Annotated in this window: 21 protein-coding genes; 2 read left to right on the top strand and 19 right to left on the bottom strand. The window is 53.5% G+C overall.

Translation table 11 applies throughout. The annotated features are described in order from the left end of the window. Nucleotides 1–59: 59 nt before the first annotated feature. The 4 genes from BQ7364_RS12545 to BQ7364_RS12530 form a co-directional block, all read right to left on the bottom strand. On the bottom strand, nucleotides 60–2,258 hold the full coding sequence (locus tag BQ7364_RS12545) for a DUF2207 domain-containing protein (protein WP_072685030.1): 2,199 nt from the start codon (nucleotides 2,256–2,258) through the stop codon (nucleotides 60–62). Then, entirely contained in the window at nucleotides 2,255–2,947 is a 693-nt protein-coding gene (locus tag BQ7364_RS12540; protein WP_072685029.1) for an MBL fold metallo-hydrolase, read from the bottom strand. The genes BQ7364_RS12545 and BQ7364_RS12540 overlap by 4 nt, the downstream gene beginning before the upstream one ends. An 82-nt stretch (nucleotides 2,948–3,029) precedes the next feature. Then, nucleotides 3,030–3,542, bottom strand: a complete 513-nt coding sequence (locus BQ7364_RS12535) for a Gx transporter family protein (RefSeq protein ID WP_072685028.1) — start codon at nucleotides 3,540–3,542, stop codon at nucleotides 3,030–3,032. Nucleotide 3,543: 1 nt separating this feature from the next. After that, nucleotides 3,544–3,885, bottom strand: coding sequence for a NusG domain II-containing protein (locus tag BQ7364_RS12530; protein WP_072685027.1), 342 nt, complete (start codon nucleotides 3,883–3,885; stop codon nucleotides 3,544–3,546). Nucleotides 3,886–4,058: 173 nt separating this feature from the next. On the opposite strand from BQ7364_RS12530, the gene BQ7364_RS12525 reads away from it, so the two are divergent. Continuing rightward, complete coding sequence (locus BQ7364_RS12525; RefSeq protein WP_072685026.1) at nucleotides 4,059–4,670, top strand: nitroreductase family protein; 612 nt, start codon at nucleotides 4,059–4,061, stop codon at nucleotides 4,668–4,670. A 181-nt stretch (nucleotides 4,671–4,851) separates the two neighbouring features. Here BQ7364_RS12525 and BQ7364_RS12520 read toward each other — a convergent pair whose 3' ends face one another. The 12 genes from BQ7364_RS12520 to BQ7364_RS12460 all read right to left on the bottom strand — a co-directional run bounded on the left by BQ7364_RS12520 (nucleotide 4,852) and on the right by BQ7364_RS12460 (nucleotide 17,987). Next, a complete protein-coding gene (locus tag BQ7364_RS12520; RefSeq protein ID WP_072685025.1) occupies nucleotides 4,852–5,493 on the bottom strand; it encodes a GyrI-like domain-containing protein in 642 nt (213 codons plus the stop codon). 284 nt (nucleotides 5,494–5,777) lie between these two features. Then, nucleotides 5,778–6,236 (bottom strand): VOC family protein, encoded by a 459-nt coding sequence (locus tag BQ7364_RS12515; protein ID WP_072685024.1) that lies wholly within the window; start codon nucleotides 6,234–6,236, stop codon nucleotides 5,778–5,780. A gap of 20 nt (nucleotides 6,237–6,256) precedes the next feature. Next, nucleotides 6,257–6,688, bottom strand: a complete 432-nt coding sequence (locus BQ7364_RS12510) for a VOC family protein (protein WP_072685023.1) — start codon at nucleotides 6,686–6,688, stop codon at nucleotides 6,257–6,259. After that, nucleotides 6,685–7,644 (bottom strand): hypothetical protein, encoded by a 960-nt coding sequence (locus tag BQ7364_RS12505; protein WP_072685022.1) that lies wholly within the window; start codon nucleotides 7,642–7,644, stop codon nucleotides 6,685–6,687. The genes BQ7364_RS12510 and BQ7364_RS12505 overlap by 4 nt, the downstream gene beginning before the upstream one ends. Before the next feature lie 31 nt (nucleotides 7,645–7,675). Then, on the bottom strand, nucleotides 7,676–8,479 hold the full coding sequence (locus BQ7364_RS12500; protein WP_072685021.1) for a helix-turn-helix domain-containing protein: 804 nt from the start codon (nucleotides 8,477–8,479) through the stop codon (nucleotides 7,676–7,678). Nucleotides 8,480–8,882: 403 nt separating this feature from the next. After that, entirely contained in the window at nucleotides 8,883–9,722 is an 840-nt protein-coding gene (locus BQ7364_RS12490; RefSeq protein ID WP_072685019.1) for a PRD domain-containing protein, read from the bottom strand. 39 nt (nucleotides 9,723–9,761) lie between these two features. Beyond that, the gene (locus tag BQ7364_RS12485) at nucleotides 9,762–11,234 is read right to left on the bottom strand and encodes a glycoside hydrolase family 1 protein (protein ID WP_072685018.1); all 1,473 of its coding nucleotides are present in this window, start codon (nucleotides 11,232–11,234) and stop codon (nucleotides 9,762–9,764) included. Between the two features lies 1 nt (nucleotide 11,235). Further along, on the bottom strand, nucleotides 11,236–13,089 hold the full coding sequence (locus BQ7364_RS12480) for a beta-glucoside-specific PTS transporter subunit IIABC (RefSeq protein ID WP_072685017.1): 1,854 nt from the start codon (nucleotides 13,087–13,089) through the stop codon (nucleotides 11,236–11,238). Between the two features lie 222 nt (nucleotides 13,090–13,311). Then, nucleotides 13,312–15,561, bottom strand: coding sequence for a sensor histidine kinase (locus BQ7364_RS18410; protein WP_072685016.1), 2,250 nt, complete (start codon nucleotides 15,559–15,561; stop codon nucleotides 13,312–13,314). A 4-nt stretch (nucleotides 15,562–15,565) separates the two neighbouring features. Beyond that, nucleotides 15,566–16,270, bottom strand: coding sequence for a response regulator transcription factor (locus BQ7364_RS12470; protein WP_072685015.1), 705 nt, complete (start codon nucleotides 16,268–16,270; stop codon nucleotides 15,566–15,568). A gap of 76 nt (nucleotides 16,271–16,346) precedes the next feature. Continuing rightward, nucleotides 16,347–17,225: a glycosyltransferase family 2 protein gene (locus tag BQ7364_RS12465; RefSeq protein WP_072685014.1), complete on the bottom strand. Its 879-nt coding sequence runs from the start codon at nucleotides 17,223–17,225 to the stop codon at nucleotides 16,347–16,349. Between the two features lie 3 nt (nucleotides 17,226–17,228). Next, on the bottom strand, nucleotides 17,229–17,987 hold the full coding sequence (locus tag BQ7364_RS12460) for a TVP38/TMEM64 family protein (protein ID WP_072685013.1): 759 nt from the start codon (nucleotides 17,985–17,987) through the stop codon (nucleotides 17,229–17,231). 220 nt (nucleotides 17,988–18,207) lie between these two features. On the opposite strand from BQ7364_RS12460, the gene BQ7364_RS12455 reads away from it, so the two are divergent. Beyond that, complete coding sequence (locus BQ7364_RS12455) at nucleotides 18,208–18,813, top strand: histidine phosphatase family protein (protein ID WP_072685012.1); 606 nt, start codon at nucleotides 18,208–18,210, stop codon at nucleotides 18,811–18,813. Between the two features lie 100 nt (nucleotides 18,814–18,913). Here BQ7364_RS12455 and BQ7364_RS12450 read toward each other — a convergent pair whose 3' ends face one another. The 3 genes from BQ7364_RS12450 to BQ7364_RS12440 all read right to left on the bottom strand — a co-directional run bounded on the left by BQ7364_RS12450 (nucleotide 18,914) and on the right by BQ7364_RS12440 (nucleotide 21,143). Then, a complete protein-coding gene (locus tag BQ7364_RS12450; RefSeq protein WP_006058713.1) occupies nucleotides 18,914–19,555 on the bottom strand; it encodes a lactate utilization protein in 642 nt (213 codons plus the stop codon). A gap of 63 nt (nucleotides 19,556–19,618) precedes the next feature. Beyond that, complete coding sequence (locus tag BQ7364_RS12445; protein WP_072685011.1) at nucleotides 19,619–19,915, bottom strand: hypothetical protein; 297 nt, start codon at nucleotides 19,913–19,915, stop codon at nucleotides 19,619–19,621. A 94-nt stretch (nucleotides 19,916–20,009) separates the two neighbouring features. Then, a complete protein-coding gene (locus BQ7364_RS12440; RefSeq protein ID WP_083538584.1) occupies nucleotides 20,010–21,143 on the bottom strand; it encodes a M20/M25/M40 family metallo-hydrolase in 1,134 nt (377 codons plus the stop codon). Nucleotides 21,144–21,158: the final 15 nt, after the last annotated feature.

The following is a 21,158-nucleotide window of genomic DNA, read 5'->3' as shown; positions in this document are numbered from 1 at the left end:
GACCGGCATCAGCTTGTGCGGAGAACATCCGAATCAAGTTTTGTCGGTCCGTTTTTAATTTATTCAGTGAAACTGCTTGTCAGCTGTTCAAACAGCCTGTCGAGCACTTCGATCCGCTGCGGCTGTCCTGTCATATCGGTCACCGTGGATAAAGAAGGCAGAATTCGATTGCCGAAACGTTTTTTCCATAGTCCGCCAACCCCCAGCGTCCGCGCATAGCCATAACATTTCAACGCGTAGTCCGGATCACGGTCCAGCCAGTCGTCCAGTTTTGAATCCGGCATCTGCTTCAGATCACTGCGCCATTGCCTGACCTGCTGGAGCAGCCGCGCTCCTTCCGGATTCAGCGGCTTCATCGGCCACAAGATCAGCTGCCCGAGCAGCAGGCTGCTGAAGCTGATTACCGCCGGAAGATCCTGCGGATCAAAATAAGCCAGGACGCGGATTAAAAGAATCAGCCAGCCGAAGCCCAATCCTGCCAACGCCCAGCGTGTCTTTTTCAATCCCTGCCCCAACGCCGCACTCAAGCAGCCTATCGCGATCGTTACCGCAATCAATCCCAGACTGAACAGATATACGACGCTGTCAGATGCTGCCCATGGAAACAGGATATGCGTGATCATTACCGGCGGCAGGACGCTCAGTCCAATCAACAGCCAGCGCAGACCCGCCAGCCCTTTATGCCGCCATTGCGCCTTTTCCTGCCGGGCCTGCCTGCAGGCTTCCTGAATACAGGCGGATGAGCGCAAACCGTTCTTATCCAACGTCACCGTATTTCCATCTCCCAGATTCAACAGCGAACGCATGAATTGCTTTTCCCAGTCCGGCTGATGGATCAGCGAGCGTTTGCGCGTCAGCTGAATACGATGACCCTGCATTTCCACCTGGATATAATCCCGGGCCGCCCAGTTGATCACCACGGCCGCCAGCGTTTCTGCGCCGATCGGTTTATCCGTTAACAACGCAGCCTGCAGCGGGTTAACGCCGTTAGGCAGCTCGCCGAGGGTCCTCCGCTTTGTACTGCGGCTCAAAAAGCGGAACAACCCCGACGCCAGCACCATCCCGACGCCAAACATCGACCAGAACCCGATCAGATCGCTGCCCAGCATTCGCCGTACATGGCGCGGAATGTCAATTTCAACGCTCACCCGATCATCCCCGCTCAAACCTTCCGTCGAATAGAGATGCAGCAGGCGGCCATCCTCTCTGACGTCCAGCGTCACCTTTTCCAGATCCTCATATGTCCGGGAATTATAGAAATCGGTTCTGAATTTGAGCTCTTGCGGCAGCTGAATCACGACATCCAGCTCGTCGATCTGCGCGTCGTTCATCGCGTCGTCGAAATTCAGGTGCCATTGGTCCTCTGACGAGGCCAATTCAATCCGGTAATCCAGTGTCAAGGCCACCGGCTTATCCTTTGGCAGCCGGATGAAGCCGTATTCCGAGGCTTTTAGCGAGGGATCGCTGATCACGACGTCTTTCAACAGGGCGTCGGGATAGCTCGGCCAGCCTAAAAACAAATCAAGCATCGGATCCAGTTCGGAACTCTGGCTCGTCCATTCCAGCTCCTGATGCACCTGCAGATCCATCTGCGGCAGCACTTCGACCTCCACATGCCAGCGCGAATATCGTGAAGGCCAGCGGTAGGACTGCGCTTTGGCGAAGGTTCCTTCGTCGAAATGAACGATCAGATCCAACGTCGGATAATCCAGGACTTCCGTGGAATCAAAAACAAACGTCCGATCCTGCCACTTGCCTGTTCCATAGCGGCACTGACCGCCGCTTTGGCCGCAGTCGAGAAGCCAGTTGTCGCGGATAAGCCCGGAATCAAATTGGATTTCGGCATGCATCTGCTCGACGGGCAAATCCAGCGGCGAACGGCCTAAATCCAGTGAAAAGGTATCGCGGTCTGCTTCGTCATCCTGAAAACAACGCAGCGTATAATTCAGCTGCAGCTGAACGTCTTGATCCCGATTGACTTTGACCTGATTCCATTGCGGATCCAGCACGGCCTGCCTGCTGAGCAAGCTGACATCCTCAGCCCGAGCTACGGCATCGTCCGGCAGTTCCAGAAAGAGATCATAAGTCTCGTGCTCCGGCAGCCGCAGTCTGATTGTTTCCGACACGGTGATCGTCTTATCCGCATGGACGACTGCTTCCACGAGCCGGGATGTGATCGCGGCGGATTCTTCCGCGTGAATGGGCAGAAACGAAAAGCACAATCCCAGCGCAATCAGTATTCCAAGACCTTTTCTCATCGCTGCGGATCCTCCAGTACCTGCGGTCCCTTCCGCAGATCAAGAATCCGGCTTCTCAATTCGGCACAGGCCGGATCCTGAAGCAGGCGGTCGATCACGTCGTTTTCTCCAAAGGTGTGCATCGGAGCGATCCAGCCTAACTGACAGACTTTCGCCCACCCCAACAGACCACGGTTATAGCCGTCCTTTAACCGCGGATCGGTCGGGATCATCGCCAAGTCGAAGGTTCTTCCGGCAACCCGTTCCAGTTCGCGGTCAAAGCGTCGTTTCAGCACTTCGTTTTCCCGTCGGTCCTGATCGTTTTCTTCCTCCCAATGCCAGTCGTTTAAATCGCCCGCGTGCAGAATCCGCCAGCCGTCGACTTCGATCATAAACGCCACGCCCTCGTCGTTGGATTTGAGCGTTTCAATGATCATCCCGTTCAGCTCATAGCGCTGATGCGGCTTCACCTTGATGTGATGTTCGTCCTGCGGGCCGAAAATATCCCGGCTCAGCACATACCAGATCTGATCCGTGCCGTGTTCCAGAATCGCTTTATCGTAATGATCGGCGTGATGATGGCTGGCCAGAAACGTAACCGGTTTGTTCGCCGGCAGCGGCAGCCGACTTTTCCCGAAATAATCCAGCACGAGCACGCGCTCAGGCAGCTCCAGCAGGAAACTGCTGTGTTCGATCCATGTGATTTTCATTCAAGTACCCCCTTCTGATTTCTATTTTACAGGAAATCACAGAAAAAAAACAGAATCCGCAGGACTCTGTTTCCAAATTTGTCTAACGCACGACTAAATTTTTATCAATCCGTTTTAACGCCTGGGTCGCGACGATCCCGGTAAAGATTCCAGTCGGAATCGAGGTCACCAGAAGCAGCGGCACGATCGTCATCATCGCCGCGGTTTTATACAGCACCATGACGATCACAACCTGCCCAACGCTGTGGCCGATCGCGCACAGCATCGAGGTCGAAATCATCGACATCTTCAACCCTTTTTTAATCACGATCAGCACGATCGAGCTGAGGATAACGCCGCCGGCAGAGATCCAGAACGTCGAGCCGAAGATCGTTCCCCGCAGCAGATTGCCGATCACGACGCGCATCGTATTGACGATGATCATTTCCTTAACGCCCAGAATTTCAATCGTGATCAGGGCGATGATGTTGGCCAGCCCCAGACGCATGCCAAACGGCAGCGATACCGTCAGCATCGTTTCCAGCAGATTGATCGCGATCGCCATCGCCGCCAGCATTGTGACATAAACGAAATGCTTTGTCTTACTCAGCTTCATGTCAGTTATCCTTCAGAGTGACAATCACTTCATTCGGGATACAGACGATTGGGAAATAGTCCTTAACGCTGACCCAGCCGATCGAGGAACAGATGTGATTCGGACATTCTTCTTCCGTAATCCGCCATTTGCCGTCCTTGACTTCCAGCTTCATCTTGCCATAGGATCCGTTAAAATAGTAGTCTTCGTCTTTGTTGACGTTGAACGTATGGATCACCTGATTTTTATACGTGACGATCCCATAGGTTTTGACGTTCAGCCGGTTATAGATCTGAACGCCGACATAAATGCCCAGCGCTACAAATAAAATAGCGACTATCAGTTTGATTTCTTTTTTGCTCATCGTTTCACATCCTAATTCAGCTTTTCTATTATAACATGGTTGTTTGTGATTGCAAGTGAAGGTTAGCTGAACATCGCCTCCCGCAGGCTGGAAACGGATGCCGCTTTCCCCGCGTGCATTTTCTCTGACTTTCGCCTATAATAGAAAACGTAATCTTACCAGGGAGAAAACTGATGACAATTTTGGACAATGCATTAACGCAGGCGCAGAAACGCCGTACGATCCGGCACTTTGACAGCACGCCGGTAAAGATGAATGATATTCGGACAGCCTTGAAAATCGCAGCGACCGCTCCCAGCGGCGCGGACATGCAGCCATGGCATTTCTGCGTCATCACCAACAAAGCAAAAAAACGTGCGCTGCGCGAAGCGTGTGAACAGGTGGAACGGGAATTTTATGAGAACCGGATCAGCGAGGTCTGGCGGCAGGATCTGGAAAAACTGAACCTGCAGGTTGAAAAGCCTTTCCTGAGCGAAGCGCCGTGTTTGATCGTGATCTTTAAGCAGATGAAACATGAGGACAGCGCAGGACACTGGGTTCCCAATTATTACGTGAACGAGTCCGTCGGGATCGCGACGGGGTTCCTGATCCAGGCGCTGCACCAGGCCGGCTATGCGATGCTGACGTACACGCCGGCGCCGATTCATTTTCTCACAGAGCTTTGCGGCCGTCCGGAAAATGAAGTCGCCGAAATGATTCTCGTGGTTGGCCACGCGCAAAAAGACGCGCCGCTGCCGCAGCTGAAAAAGAAGACCCTTGAGGAAATCGCCAGTTTTATCGACTGATCAGACAGCCATGACGCAAACCGCCTTGACCTTTCTTTTTCAGGTGAAATTCGCTTATTTAAATTTGTGATTCATTCATTTTCCAAATTTTATAGAAAAACAGCTAAAAAAAGCTGGAAGTTGCGTTTCCAGCTTCAGTTCCTTGATTTCAAAAATTTGTATTTCGTGTTGATCAGACGGTTTAACGACCGTCTTTTTTGCGGATCGGATGCCGGATTACCGTCTTCTGCTTCGCCGGATCGCATTTCCGCGGATCCGACAAATAGATTTCATGATGCCGGCGGACTTCGTTAATCTCATTTTCATATCCCTGCGCTTCGATGTACGCGTCCATCATCGCGACGCTGGCCGGTTCGTCGTCATAGGCACCGATGTGCATCATCTGCACGCACAGTCCCTCCTCGATCGTCAGAAACGCCGCGGATGAACAGTCGATCTGTTTCTTCCGCTGCGCCTCCTGCACGGCCCAGTCGAAATCTTCCTGCTTGATGAAATCGGGAACCCGGATCACGCTGAGCCAATGAAAACCGCACTTCTGCGAATAGTCCATGCCGGCGAGGCCCGGCTGCCACCAGAAGCCTTCCAGCGGCGGCACGACATATTCGTAAAACCCGGCGATCTGACGTGTCCCTTTATAGCTCATTTTGAGCGTATAAGCGAGCGCATACAAGACGCTGACGGCCCGTTGATAAGCGCCGCCTTCCTCGTTGGGATCGCCCTGACCAGACACTACGAGAAAATTCATGGGCGGAACCGTAACAATTTCCGGTTTGTTTTTCGGCATATAGAACATTTTTTCTTCTTTTTTAAAATCATAGGCCATGGTATAGCACCTTCCTTTTGATTTCATTGTACCGCGCCAAACCTGACATCAGGATGTCAGGTTGAAAACAAATACGATGCGGGGATTGAATTTTTTTCAAATATTCGGTCTTCGTTTCTACTTTGTCGCATCGTTTGCGTACGATGCGGGGATTGAATTTTTATTTAGTGAGTGAAGTTAAAAAGGAACAGTTCAATCATATCGTTTGTGTACTGAAGCGCATGACTTCTTTCCTCAGCTGGAAATGGGGAATACCGGCTTCCTGACGCTGCATCTGGCAGACTTCAGCGAAGGTAGGCGTTCACCGCTTTGACCGGCACATCCATCCTCTGGGCGATCGCTTCGATCGTCAACCCCTGGTCCAGAAACCGCTGGCAAACGGCTTTCATCGTCTCTCCGACTTCAATGACATGACCATCCGGATCCCAAAACCGCACGATCCGCTGACCCCAGCGCTGTTCCTCAGCAGGATTGATGACCCGCACCGAGGTGAGCGCCGCAAGCTTTGCGGCAAACGCGTCGAACTCCGCTTCTTCAAAATAAAGCTCGATCGCATTGGCTTGATAAGCGACGTCAAGACCGGTGAACTGCTTCCAGCTTTCTTCTGTCTGCAAGGCCAGACCGCCGCTGAGCACGGCATGAATCTCAAGATCCACCAACGTCCGCAGGCCCAGCACTTCCTTATAAAAGGCCTCCGATCGTTTCAGATCCCGGACGATGAGCATCGTATTTTTTAATTTCATCGCTGATCCTTCACTTTCACTTAAAATTTCAACAAGCCCTGCTCGTCATATTGGAAATTCGGCCCCCAGGCTACTTCCCAGACATAACCGTCAGGATCGCTGAAATACGCATGATAACCACCCCAGAAAACCGGCTGCGATTCTTTCAGGATCGTGGCTCCGGCTTCACGCGCCAGGGCGATCACCTGATCGACGTCTGCTTTCTTTTCGACATTGTATGCCAGCGTGATGCCGGAAAATCCCGGGCTGATCGCCGGCGGATTGTGCGGATTGACGTCCTGCGCCAACAGCGCCAGCGGATAGAGTTCAAATTTGGTTCCCGGCGTATCAAAGAAACAAACAGCCGGATTGTCTTCCTGGCAATCGGTCTTGTAGCCTAAGCCGTCGCGGTAAAAGCAGAGGGACTTCGCCATATCGCGAACGCCCAGGCAGATACAGGTAATTTTATTCATCTCCGTGGTTTCCTTTCTGAACAAGCCGGTTCAATCCGGTCAAACGCCATCAGAAACGCGATATTCTCAATCGCCTTCCAGCCTTTCCATTGTGTGCGCGCCACGCGGAAAGCCTCGGGATACAGCCCCGCCCAATTCCACGGAATTTCCCACACATCACCCTCAGGACAGGTGTCGATCAAATATTCCAGCTCTGCTTCCACCAGGTCTTTCAGCCGGGGATACGCTGCGTCGTTGCGCGAACGAACGAAGTAGGATGGACGTGGTTTATATTCCTGCCACTGGGCAGGATCGCGTTCCACCCGCTTTTCAATCAACGTCAGAATCCGTTCCCGGATTTGATCCTGCGTGTACGCCGTCGCCGGCAGGAAGTCCAGCTGCGGCAGCCACCCGCAGAAGGCATCCACGCCCATCTCACCGAAATTCTCCTGTGTAAACAACTGCTCCAAGGCTTTTACAACAACCGCTTCCGCCTTCGCTCTCAGCGTCTTGTCGTCGCAATCGTGTGTCAGGATCTGCCGCGCCAGGCCCAGATTCAAACCAAAGCTCTCCGCGTCGTTGAGCTTTGGATCATAGCCCATCCACGGGGCATGCGGAGAAGCATCGTTGGATTGGATCGTAAACGGCCAGCCGTCCTGATACGCCGTGCTTTCCTGGCTCAAATACGCAAACGCCCCTCGATATAGCGGATCGTGCGTGTCCAGCTGCAGCGCTTCGGCCAGCGCCAGCGCGGAACCGGTCTGGTAGGGGGAAGATTGGGGATTCATGGAATCCGGCTCCAGCCCCCAGCCGAAACCACCGTCCGCGTTTTGATAACCGCTTAACACTTCCGCAGCCTGATTCCGGCTGCCGCCTTCAAACATTACTTGCCAGCGCGCCCATTCCAGCGGCCGGCCATTGCGCAGAACCCAGCGGCGGATTTGCTGAAACTGAGCCTGCGTCATTCTCTTTTTCATGGGAAACACCTCCGGGGCTATTGTACCGGAATCAGCGTTTGGCTGTCTTGGAAAAAAACGACAACCGTTGGGAATTATGATATTTTTTAAAGAAATTCAACAGATGCGCCTGATCGTAAAAGCCATAGTCCGCAACCGTGTCCTGAACGTTGAAATCATGATCCTGCAGACAGGCCTGCCAGATCAGCTGATACCGGATCAAAAGCGAAAGACGCTTGCCGCTGACGCCGTAAAAGTCCAGAAATTTCCGTTCCATCCAGCGTTTCTCAAGGCCGAGTTCCGCCGCCAGATCCGCGATCGCCAGCACGCCCTTGCGCTGGATAATCAGCTCCGCCGCCCGCATGATGAGCGGCGGTATCGGATCCGCATGCTGATGCGCAAGCAGAAACGCTTCCCACTTCGGCCACAGCGCTTCCAGACTTTCCGCCGCGTCAAACGCCTGCTTCAACCCTTCCGCCCAGCCGGGAAAATAGAAATCCATCTGATCCTTCGTATTCCGCACGGCCTTTAACGAACCGGTGCAGAAGCTGGCGACCGCCCAGAAATAAAACCGGATGCCGATCAATCGCACGCCGGGCCGGGCGCTGTCGTTGAAAGAGGTAAATGTGAAATCGTTGATCCCGCAGAAAAAAATCTCGCTCTTCCCGGTTTCATCGACGCACAAAATAATATCCATGCACGTATCGGGAATCACGATCTGATCGCACTGATCGGTATATACCCAGAAACAGCGGATCCACGGCTTCAGCGCCGGACACGCTTCAATCTCCCGGTAGCCCGCGCCCTGATTGGCGGTCAGCGGAAAATAAGCTTCCGCTAAAGTTTCGGCTGACATGGATTTCCCCCTCTCTGTTCGCTTGACAAACGTTTCGTCGTTCAATATGCCGTTATTATAGCATAGCCGGACCGGGTAGAAAAACAGCGAAACTTTGGGAATCTTCCAGCTGATGTTCCCTTGTGATGATCTGACAGAGACTTTATAACAAACTGAAACCGGCGAAGATGGAGGGAAGATTTTTATGCCCCTATCCGCCTGTTTTGTTATCCGGCTGTTTTGTTATCCGGCTGTTTTGCTATCCGGCTGTTTTGCTATCCGGCTGTTTTGCTATCCGTTTGTTTAAATACCGCAGGAAATCCGTCTGCGGCAACGAAAAAAACAGAGATTCCCGGTTGAATCTGTCCTGCCGGAATTCTCTGTTTTCTTTTTATTCGATTCAATTCTTAATTTTAACCTATGCTCATTGCTGACTGCAGGCGATCCGCGCGATGTGCACGACAAGAAACGTCACTTCTTCATTCGGCAGGATTCGGCCGTATTTATCATACAGGTAACTCTTGATTTTCAGCGCCACGCCCAGCTCTTTCGGATAGCGCGTCTTGATCTGCTCAAATAACAGATCGTCGTCGTTTTGAAGCAGCTTGTCGGTAAAGAAGCGGTCGACAAAGAATTTGATATGCGTGATAAACCGCGCCGTATGGATGCTTTGGGAATCGAGCTCACGGTTGAGCGAATAGCGGACCAGATTGATGAGCTCGCCGATCAGCTTGGCATTGCGCGCAGCGTCGTAATCCGGATCGCTTCCCGCCTGGGCGTTGGCCAGATGAAATGCGATATTCGCCGCTTCCTGTTCCGGCAGCTCCACGCCTAAGCGCTGGCGCACCTGTTCGACCGCGTGCAGCCCGGCCTCAAATTCCTGGGGATAGAAGCTTTTGATTTCCCAGAAGACGCGGTTGGTAATCACCATCCCGGTGCGGATCCGTTCCAAGGCAAAGTTGAGATGATCCGCCAGCACAAACACCAGATTTTCCCCCAGCGGCGTTTTTAAGCGCTGCTGAGCGTCGATCACGATATCCTGCGCCAGCTCCAGAATCGCTACGGGCAGGCTGTTGACCAGCTCGACAATTTGCCGGGAACGGGCGTTGTCGACAGGCAGAAACACCTGGTTTTCCTGACGCTGGGCAATCACATTGCCTGGCTTCTGTCCGTAACCGATGCCTTTCCCCAGCAGGATCGATTCCTGATGCGCATCGTCTTCGACCAGCACGACACTGGAATTCAATACTTTTTTGATCCGCATCCCCGCTCCCCTGCCTTTCTGCTTCGTCCCTGCCGGACGTTATTGTTCTTCAAAATCCAGACTGTTGTTCTGAATGACTTTCTGATACCAGTAAAACGAATCTTTTCTGATTCTATTATACGTGCCGTTGCCCTGATCATCAAGATCGACATAAATGTAGCCGTAGCGCTTGGAGATCTGCTTGGTCGATTCGCTGATCAAATCAATGCACGCCCATGACGTATAGCCCATCAGCTCGACGCCGTCCTCTTCGATTGCGTCCAGCATACACTTGAAATGCTTGCGCAGATAGTCGATCCGATAGGGATCATGCACCTTCCCATCCCCACTCAGCACGTCTTTCGCGCCCAATCCGTTCTCTACGACGAACAGCGGCTTGCGGTAACGATCATACAGATCGACTAAGGAAATCCGCAGTCCGATCGGGTCGATCTGCCAGCCCCATTCGCTGGTTTCCAGATGCGGATTCTTGACCGCCAGAATCGTGTTGCCCGGGGTGACGTCCAGTCCGGTTTCATCCGCCGCCACGCAGCTGGACATATAATAGCTGAACGAAACGAAGTCGACCGGGTACTGCTTCATCACTTCATCATCGCCCGGCTGCTTCACGATATGGATGTTGTGATTCTTATAATAGGACAGCAGCGTCGAGGGATATTCGCCGAACACCTGCGTGTCGCTGTACGCATAAATGCTGCGCATCCGCTTCTGCGTTTCCAGCACGTCCTCCGGCTTGCAGGAATACGGGTAGTAGGTCAGCTTCGTGATCATGCAGCCAACCTGGGAATCCGGAATGATCTCGTGGCAGATCTTGGTTGCCAGCGCCGAGGCGACAAACTGATGATGCATCGCCTGGTAACAGACCTCTTCAAAGTTCTTCCCCGGGAAACGGTCTTCGATCAGACCGCCGGTTGTGTAGGGATGGCGGATGATGCTGTCAACCTCATTGAAGGTCAGCCAGTATTTTACCTTGTGCTTGTAGCGTTCGCAGATCGTCCGGACATACTTTTCAAAGAAGCCGATGACTTCACGGGAATACCAGCCGTCGTAATTGAGCACCAGATTCAGCGGTGGTTCATAGTGCGACATCGTCACCAGCGGTTCAATGTTGTATTTCTTGAGTTCGTCGAACACCTCGTCGTAGAACTGCAGACCGGCCTCGTTAGGCTGTTCGTCATCGCCGTTAGGATAGATGCGGCTCCAGGCGATCGACATGCGGTAGACCTTGAAGCCCATCTCGGCCATCAACGCGATGTCTTCTTTATAATGATGGTAGAAATCGCTGCCGTGCCGTTTCGGATAGTTAACCTCGTCCTCCGGATGGGCCAGCGCTTCCTCAATGTCCCGGGTTGTGATCTGGTTGTGACGGTTATAATCCTTGACGTCGGCATCGAAGTGCGCGCGGGCCGCGTCGGAAACTGACCAGCCCTTGCCGCCTTCCTGCCATCCGCCTTCGATCTGATTGGCTGCGGTCGCCCCGCCCCATAAAAAGCCTTCAGGAAATTTTCGCATGTCAATCTTCCTTTCTCTGCGTCTGCAGAATAACGTCGGTGTTTTCGGCATGGCCCGTCTTCACGACGCTGACGTTCATATCCTGGGAATTGGTGACGACCACCGGAGTGATCGGATCCAGCCCGGCGTCCTTGATCGCCTGAATATCAAATGTCAGAAGCAGATCGCCGGTTTTAACACTGTCGCCGGCCTTGACTCTCGGCGAAAACGGCTTGCCTTGCAGATTGACGGTATCTAAGCCGACATGGAACAGGATTTCTGTGCCATTGGCGGTTGTCATGCCTAAGGAATGCTTCGTTTCAAAGACCATCTGAATCGTGCCGTCGGCCGGAGCGCGCAGCTCGCCGACTTCCGGAATGATCGCGACGCCGTCGCCCAGCGCTTTCTTGGAGAACATTTCATCGCCGACCTGATCCAGCGCGACAACCTGACCGACGATCGGGCACAGCACATTCAGAACGTCATGACTGCCTTCCAGCGGTTTCACCGGAGCGGTCGGAGTTGAAGCCGCCGGGGTTTCTTCTTTCCACAGAATCAGCGTGAAGATAAACGAGGAAACCAACGCCAGCGCGAAGCCCGCGATTGCCCAGACGATATTCATTCCGTTGGTGCTGTCAATGAACATCGACATACTGGCTGCGCCCGGACCGACGACCGCGAATGCCTTGACCGACAGTAAGCCTAAGAACGCGCCGGTGAGGCCGCCGCCCAGCATGACGCTGTAAAGGACTTTTTTATTTTGCAGCGTCACGCCGTAGAGCGCTGGTTCCGTAATGCCCATGAAGGCGGAGATTCCCGCGGAGAAGGCGGTTGATTTCAGCGTTTCATCTTTGGCTTTTAACGCGACCGCGAAGCAGGCGCCGGATTCCCCGATGTTGTGCGCCAGCGACGCCGGCAGATACAACATTTCATAGCCCAGCTCGCCATAAGTCGCCAGAGCGTACGGCAGCAGCGTCTTGTGCATGCCGGTCGCCACCATTAACGGCAGGATCGCCGACAGAACTGTCAACGCCACAAAGCCGAGCTTGTCATATAAGAACAGGATCGCCGCGGTGAAGATCTGGCCGACATTGTAGCCTAATGGACCTAAGAACAGCAACGTGACCGGCACGGTGACGGCCAGTGTGATCATCGGAACAAAGAAGATCCGGATCGGCTTCGGCGAAATCTTGTTCATGAGCCGTTCCATGAACGCCAGGAAGCTGACGCACAGAATCGCCGGGAACACCTGCGCGTTATAGGCGATGCTCTGCAGCTGAATGCCGAACAGCGTCGTGCCTTCGGCGATCATCGTCGTCACCGCCGGCAGCAGCGTCACGCCGACCGCTGCGATCGCGACCAGCCGGTTGCTTTTCAGCTTGTTGGCGGTCGTCACAGCCACCATCATCGGTAAGAAGTAGAACGTTGCGTCAGAAATCGCGGCAAGAATCTTATACAGCGCGTTCGCGTCGTCCATGACATGCAGCGCGACCAACAGAATCAGGATCGATTTCAGCACGCCCGCGCCGGCGATTGCCGGAACTAACGGCTGGAAGATACCGATCAGAAAGTCCAGCGCCATTTTGCCGAGCTTCTGTTTCTCCGCCGGGGCTGCCGGGGTTGTCTGATCATTGAAATCAATCATTTTCAACAAGGCGTCGTACACCTCGACGACGTCGTTGCCGATGATGATCTGGAACTGATTGCTGCGGACGACGCCCATGACGCCCGGGACCGCTTTCAGTTTGTCCTCGTCGACTTTTTTCTGATCGTTGAGCGTGAAGCGCAGACGGGTCGAGCAGTGCTCAAGCTGAGCGACGTTTTTTTCTGTGCCGACATATTTCAGAATCTCGGCGGCAGTATGTTTATAATCCATAGATTTCTTCCTCCATAATCGCCAGATCGCCGGGCTGTTTCCTGTTCGCTTTCCTCCCTCTGGCCCCAAGGCAGGAAAACAAAAAGGCAGGATCCATCATAAAAGCCACGTCCTCCTTGCGGATTCCGTTTGTTTTATGAGATCCTGCCTGCATTACCAGTTACATGTCCCTTTGTCTTTTGCGAGCTTATTATAAGCTGGATGAAAGCGCTTTGTCAATCCCTAAATTTTATTTTCGTTATTTTTTAAAATGTCGATCAGCGGCGCCTGCGGCATATCCAGCTTCACGGTTTCCGCCGGTTTCGGTTTGAGATCTTCCAGCGCGCGGCGGTTAAAGATCACGATGACCTTGAAGAAATCGCCGTCCGTCTGAATCGTAAAGTGCGCGTGCTGGCTCTCCGCGAAGCCCTTGGCAATCGCCAGTCCCAGCCCGGAGCCTTCCGAGTTGCGCGATTTATCCCCGCGCACAAAGCGTTCGACTAAATCGTTCGGATCGAAGTCGATCTCCGTCTGGGAAATGTTGCGGATCGACAGCACCACTTCCTCGCCCCGCTCGATCAGCGTCAGATAGACGCGCGAGCCGCGGAGTGAATATTTCGTCACGTTGGAAACAAGATTTTCCACGATCCGGTACGTCTTCTGCGAATCGAGCGGCAGCACAATCTTATCGTGACTGTACGAGGTCTTAATCGTCAGTCCGGCATTCTCAATCGCCGGAGCCAGCTCGAACAACGTCTGCGAAATCAAAGAAACAAGATCGACATCCACGACGTTCAGCTTCAGATCGCCGCTGTTCGCCTTGCTGACTTCAAACAAATCCTCAATCAGATGCTTCAGACGCATGGAATTGCGTTCCAGCACCGCCAGATATTCCTGCCGCCTGGCTTCGTCCGGCTCCTGCTTCATTAAGTCGATATAGGAGATCAGCGAGGTCAGCGGGGTTTTCAAATCGTGGGAAACGTTGGAAATCAGTTCCGTCTTCATCTTCTGACTCTTGGTTTCTTCCGCGATCGCCGTGTTGAAGCCGTAGCGGATATCATCCAGCTCGCTGTGCAGCGGCTCGAAAATGCCTAAATCCTCATGCACTTCCGTTTCCAGATCGCCCCGCGCCATCCGCCGGGTACAGCCCAGCAGCGTCTCATAGTCGCTGCGCAGCCGCTTCAAAGCCCGCATGATGATGAAATACAGGAAGACCGTGTAGATAACCGCCGCAAAGAAATCGTCCAGAAGCAGACACAGAACACTGATCAGCGCGACGTTGACGACCATTAAACGGATCAGCCGCGAATGCGCTTTCTCTGAGAAATCAACGGTAAAGCATTCCTTGGTCCATTGCTTCAGCGTTGACCAGCCATGCCGCACGCCATGCCAGAGCCGCCGCCACAGCGTGATCGTCGCCATCTTGCTCCACGTTTGACGCCAGCCGTCCCGCAGCGCCGCGCGGATCCAGTAAATCGCGCAGTACAAGCCGAAGCATTCCAACAGGAACGTGAACTCATAACCGAGAATCTGAAAGACGCCATTCATGTCGTCAATCGACTGGGAATAAAGATCAAGCATGATGCCGCCCAGATTATAAGACATTTCCTCTATCATCAGCAGCGCGATCAGGGTAACCAGAATCTGCGCTTCCAGTGGAATCCGGTCGAGCAGCTTCCCAAGCCGGGTATCGCGCATCTTGCCGCGGGTAAAGTACAGCGCGCCTAAAAACAGGATGAAGTACAACACCATGTTGATCCGCGAGGCCAGCTGCCGATAGGAATAATATTCGGCGTTGTGGATCAGGCTGGTAATCGCGTCATCGCTTTCCAGCACGTTGGGAATGCCAAAGATCAGCGTGATGTCCTTCAGCACCGGCTCATGCAGCTCCAGAGAGAAATCCCCATAATACTGCACATAGTTCGTCAGTACGCTCAGCGGATAGAAATCCGAATAGCCATAACCGCTGTTGGACGTGACGCTCAGCACACCGTAGCTGTCGTATTCCGCGCGGATCCAAAACTGATAGTTTTTGGATAATTCGCTGTCGGTCTGAGCCAACACGTTGGTTTTGGGTCTGCGCACGGTCGTCTTAGTGACGTTGTCAATCGCCAGGGCATGCAGATTACCCAGCTGCAGGCTGTTTTCAAGCTCCTGCTGCAGCGACCAGTCGAGCTGCGATTTCTGTTCGTTGATCTCACTCTGCGTCCAGCCGTCTTCTAAAAGAAGCTGCTGCTGATCAGCGCTGATCAACAGATCGGCGTAGCCCAGATCAGTATGGTTGACCTCGTTGATCAGATCGCGGATCATCGTGACCGCATAGTCGTTGATCCATGCACGAACCGCGCGGCTTTGGCCGAACAGCTCGCGGTGAGTTTCCGGCCCGGCGTTCTCGCTGATCGATCCGGCCGATGGGATAAGGATCAGACTCAGGAAACAGATCAGAACCAGAAATCCGGCCAACAGTTTTTCTGAAAATTTGGATTTATTCATTCCTTTATCCCTTCTCTATTTTGTAGCCGACGCCCCACACCACCTTCAAATACCGCGGATTGCGGGGATCGATCTCAATTTTTTCACGGATGTTGCGGATGTGCACCATGACCGTATCGGTCGCGATCGCTTCCTCGTTCCACACTCGTTCGTAGATTTCTTCAGCGCTGTAGACGCGTCCCGGATTTTTCATCAACAGCTGCAGAATCCGGAACTCAATCGGCGTCAGGCGCACCGGATTGCCGTCGAGCGACACTTCCTTGGTATCGTTGTTCAACTCCAGGCCGCCGACCGTATAGACCTGTTCATCCTCGCTCTGATGTTCTTTCAGGCTTAAGAATTTGGCATAGCGGCGCAGCTGGGAATTCACCCGCGCCAACAGCTCCATCGGCGTAAACGGTTTAGTGATATAATCGTCCGCGCCCATGTCCAGGCCGGTGATTTTATCCATGTCCTCGGACTTCGCCGACAGCACGATCACGGGAAAATCATAGCTCTGCCGCAGCGTCATGATCATCGTCAGTCCGTCCATCACCGGCATCATCAGATCGACAATCGCCAGATGAATCGTCTGACGGGCCAGAACCTCCAGCCCTTCCTTCCCGTTATAGGCGCGATGAACGCCGTACCCCTGGTTCTTTAAATAGATTTCGATCGCGTTGCCGATCTCGACTTCGTCTTCGCAGACGAGAATTTGATAGTTTTGCATGGTTTGCTCCCCTCACTGATTCTTCCTTTAGTATAGAATAAACTCATGAAGTTGCAATGGATAAAAAGCTTAAGAATTAGTAAAGATTGCGGTGAACGAGGAATTCTGTGCTGGGCGAGGGTTCGGAAAACGGCAGAATCTGATCCAGAAGCGGATCATCAAAGCGGCCGTGCAGCGCCAGCGCGCCCCCGATCACTAACCGCACCCTGGCCAGCATGACCCGGGCCTGACGCGTCAGCGACGGATCATAGGCGACAATGCAGCGGGCCTGATCCTGGAACGCTTCCAGCATATCCTTAAGAATATCCGGGCGCAGTGAATAGGTCAGACTGTTGGGCCGATGGGTATTGTAATGAACCAGGGTATCCGGAACGATCACGGTCTTCTCCGCTCTCAGCAGTATCTGGGGAATCAGCTGGACGTCCTCAAACACCCGGCCTTCCCAGAACTGCAGACCGTCGAACAGCGACCGCCGGATCAGCTTGCCCCAGGCGTAGTTGCGCACCTGGCGGTCCTTCATCAACATTTTCATCAGCGTCCGCTTGTGCGGAACCTGAACACGGCGGACATGGCGGCGGGTTGTGATCCGGCCTTCATAAACGTTGCCGCAGATCACGACGTCGGCCTGATACCGGGCCTGTGCCGCGACCAGCGTTTCCAGTGTGCGCCGCTTCATCCAGTCGTCGCTGTCCAGAAACAAAATGAATTCGCCCTTCGCGGCCTTTAGCGCCGCGTTGCGGGCCGCTGAGACGCCGCGGTTTTCCTGATGGATGACCGTGATCAGCTCGGGATGGATCTTCGCGTAGAAGTCCAGCCGCGATCCGGTGCGGTCCGTGGAGCCGTCGTCGACGGCGATCACTTCAAAGTCGTGATAGGTTTGTTCCAACAGGGAACGGATGCAGGTATAGATTTCTTTCTCGCTGTTATAAGCGGGGATTAAGACGCTGACTTTCATGATTTATCCCTCGGACGGCACAAAGGCCGTCTTCCCTTTCTTGGTTTTCGCCTGTTCGTTTCGTTGATGCTCCAGCGCTTTCTGCTGGCGTTTTTTCATCACCGTGCGGTAGAGCAGCAGCCCTGCGCCGCTGAAGGCGATCGTAATCGCATAAATCCAGAAGGCCGATGCGAAATCCTGCTGGATCAGCTTGTCCCCGGCAAGCGTCGAGGTGATGACCGACGGAATCCGCGCGACGGTCGTAATGACCAGGAAGTGCGTGAACTTGACCGGCGTTAACCCGGCAAAATAGGTGATGATATCCTTGGGTGTGCCGGGAATTAAGAAGATCAGGAAGATCAATTTGTCCAGCTTCTGTTCATCCTTCATAAACGAAAGCTTATCGAGCTTTTCCTTCGGCACCAGGCATTCGACTAAGCTGGAGCCGTAGCGGCGCACGAGCCAGAAGATCAGCGCCGTGCCGACCGCCGCGCCGATCAGGCACAGGATCAAGCCTTCGATCGGGCCGTAAGCGACGCCCGCGCCGGTTTCAATGATTTCTCCCGGCAATAACGCAACTAACACCTGCAGCGCCATCATGCCTGCTAGCACCGCCCGGCCCAGCCAGCCGAACTGTTCCAGCCAGACTTTAAACTGCGCCGGATCCGAAGCCACGCTTTGAAATAAAACGAACAACACCGCCGTCATGACGAGGGTAAAGGTAAGGATCGCGCCGATTGAGAACCAACGCACACGTTTCTGCCACTTTGTTTTCTGTTCCATCTTGAGGGTCCTCCTGATTACTGGTTTTATTCTACCCGTTAAACATGAAGATCCCCTTCTGGAAATTCAAAAGAAATTCTTAAGCCTTGCTGAAGAAGCGATGAAGGTCAAAAAATTACGTTTTTATCAGCGATTTCTCCTCCTCCGCTGGCGTTTTCCGCCAGGTCTGGCTATAATGGATTTCCTGACATCTCAAAAAGCAGGGAAAGCGAGGTCTTGTATGAAAATCATTTATACGCTGCAGCATCCGCAATCCGAGCACCATCTCAACGGCCGGGTCGGCTCGTGGACGGATTGGGATTTAACCGAACTGGGCATCGCACAGGCCGAACGCATCGCCTTCCGTTTGAAAGAAGAACTGAAGGACAAGCCGGTCCGGCTTCTTTCCTCGGATCTCAAGCGCGCCTGGCACACGGCGCAGATCGTCGGCCAGGCACTGAATGTCATACCGGAAAAAGAAATCCGGCTACGGGAGCGGAACCTGGGCGAAGCTGTCGGCCATTCTGTGGCCTGGCTGAAAGAAAATTTGCTTCAGCCGGAAATCACGATCGACGACCGGCTGTTCCCGTCCGCCCAGACCCGCCGTGAACAATACGTCCAGCTCAAGCCCTTGCTGGAAGAGCTGCTGGCAAAGGAGGAGGAAATCCTGCTTCTTGTTTCGCACGGCGATACGCTGGGCATCCTCCATGCCCTGTGGCTGGGTCTGGAAGCGGAAGCACTGAATTCGATTCAGCTGGCCGGATCAGCCGGCGGCGTTTTGGAACTTTGGCTGCGCGGGGGCAAGCGGATCGTGCGCCGGCTCGGCGATCTGTCTTATCTGTGCTGAACTCTTGAATCAACAAAAAAACATGCGGCTTCCCTTTTCGGGATCGTCCGCATGTCTTTTTTATGCTTTTTTTTATCGTGTCCCATCCATTTTAAATGAATCAGAACCCGATTTCATCGGCGATCATGATGATCGTGAAACGTCCCGGCGTCTTCCGGCCATGGTTGATGATGCCGACCGAATTGCAGACCGACTGCTGGATCTGGCAATCCATGCACTTTCCCGTTTCAACGCACGGCGCTTTGTGATGTACGCGCATCGCATTGAGCGGCGCGATCTGACGCAGCCGCTTCATCGCGTCATCCAGCGTATCGACAACCTTGTTCACTCCGGCGACCACGATGACCTTGCGCGGTCCGTAGCTGATCGCCGCGACACGATTACCGGACGAATCAATATTGACCAGCTGCCCCTGCCGCGTGATCGCGTTGCTGCTGGTCAGAAAGACATCCGCTAACAGAGCCTGACGGTAGATTTCCTCAACCTCGGAAAACGGCAGCCCCTCCTGGTAACGGTCAAAAAAGTGATAATCGCCGTTGCGCAGGATATTGATCATATCCATCGCTTTGAGCGTTTCCGATCCGCCGACGCCGACGCTGGCGCCCTTGGGGATCAGCTCGAGCACTTTGTCGCGGGCTTCCTCCACATTTTCGGCATAATAGGTGATATACCCCTTTTCCGCTAACAGATCGACCATTTCATGGGCGACGGCCACTGCTCTGCGCTTACGATACTTATCCATACGACTCTCCTCTTTTCTATTTTTTTGACAAAAAAGACCGCGGCGAAAGCGCGGCCCTTTTCATTACTGATTGACTTCTGAATACTTCCGGCGTTCCGGACTCAAGTTGTCGCAATAATACCGCACGGTCAGCGCGCCGCCAATCTTGGTTTTGACTTTCGGCAATTCCATAAACCGGTCGCCTTCCAGCATGATTTCGATCATCGCTTTGCAGCAGGCCGTCAGATTGTTCACCTTCGGCTCCACTTCCGTCATCAGCTCTTTGGCGTTGATATCAATATACAGCCACTGGATGTTATGGGCATCCCATTTTTTCTGATTGATAATGTCGATATAATCTTGTACTGTTTTCTTTTCCATTAGAAAGGTACCCCCTAATCGATTTTATTATAGCATTGAACATCAATGAAATAAAGTCGAATCGCGGAATCAAGCCGTTTTTTCAGAATTCAAATCAAAGAAAATAATCTAAAACAAATTCCATCATGACGCCCAGCCCCGGAAGCAGCGACGCCTTTTCGATTTTTTCTTCGCGGGTATGCGCGCCCTCGCCCAGATAGCCGCCGAAGCATAACGAGTTAATGCCCAGCGAGAACGGAATGTTGCAGTCGGTCGATCCAGAGTGCCCCTCCGGCCGCACGCCGATCCGCCGTTCGATCAAATCCTCGACCTTTTTCTCAATCGCGCGCTGTTTCTCCTGGTCGATTTCGCCCATGCACGGCCGTTCGCCTAAAATCTCGACATTGACCTCCACGCCCATCTTCCGGTAAGCGTCGATCAGGCTGTCGAACATGCCGCGCAGCTGATCCAGGTGCTCACGCACATCGGAGCGGAATTCAAACAACATCGAAGCCTGCTGGGCGATCGTGTTGACGGAAGTGCCGCCTTCAATCGTGCCGACATTATAGGTGGTCTTGCCGCCCTGCGGCACTTTGACAGAGTACAGCGCGTCGATCAGGGAAGCCAGCACGCGGATCGCGTTGCGGTTGCCGAAAGCGCCGTAGGAATGGCCGCCCTCCGTCTTCACTTCGACGCGGTAGCGGACGGAACCGACCGCCTTGTTGACATAGCCTTTATAGGAGCCGTCAAACGAGTAAACCTCGCTCAGCTTATCCGCGTAATCCTGCATCAGCCGGCGGCAGCCCTTAAGGTTGCCCAGACCTTCCTCACCGGCGTTCAGCACGATCAAAACGCCTTGCTTCGGCGGACACTTCTGCTCGAGCAGATACCGGGTGATGACCATCAAAAGCGCGACGTTCGCCGTGTCGTCCCCGACCCCCGGCGCTTTCAGCCAGCCGTCTTCCTCCACCAGCTCAAAGCCGGTTTCATCCGGGAACACCGTGTCCAGGTGCGCCATAAACGCGACGGCCTTGCCGGCCTGAACGTCGCCGAGTGTAACGATGACATTGCTTGCCTCGTCGATTTTCACATCTTCCGCGCCGACATCGCGAAACCACTTCGCGCAGAACTCAGCGCGGGCCTGTTCATGATTACTGAAGGCCGGGATCGCCACCAGCGTGCGGATCAGTTCCACAACCTCATCCTGATGATCGCTGACATACTGTTCAAAAGCTTCATTCCAAATCAAAGAAATACCCCCTTT

It is taken from the genome of Holdemania sp. Marseille-P2844 (assembly GCF_900120005.1).
In the GTDB taxonomy this organism is placed as follows: Bacteria; Bacillota_I; Bacilli_A; order Erysipelotrichales; family Erysipelotrichaceae; genus Holdemania.
This window is presented reverse-complemented; position numbering and strand designations above follow the sequence as displayed.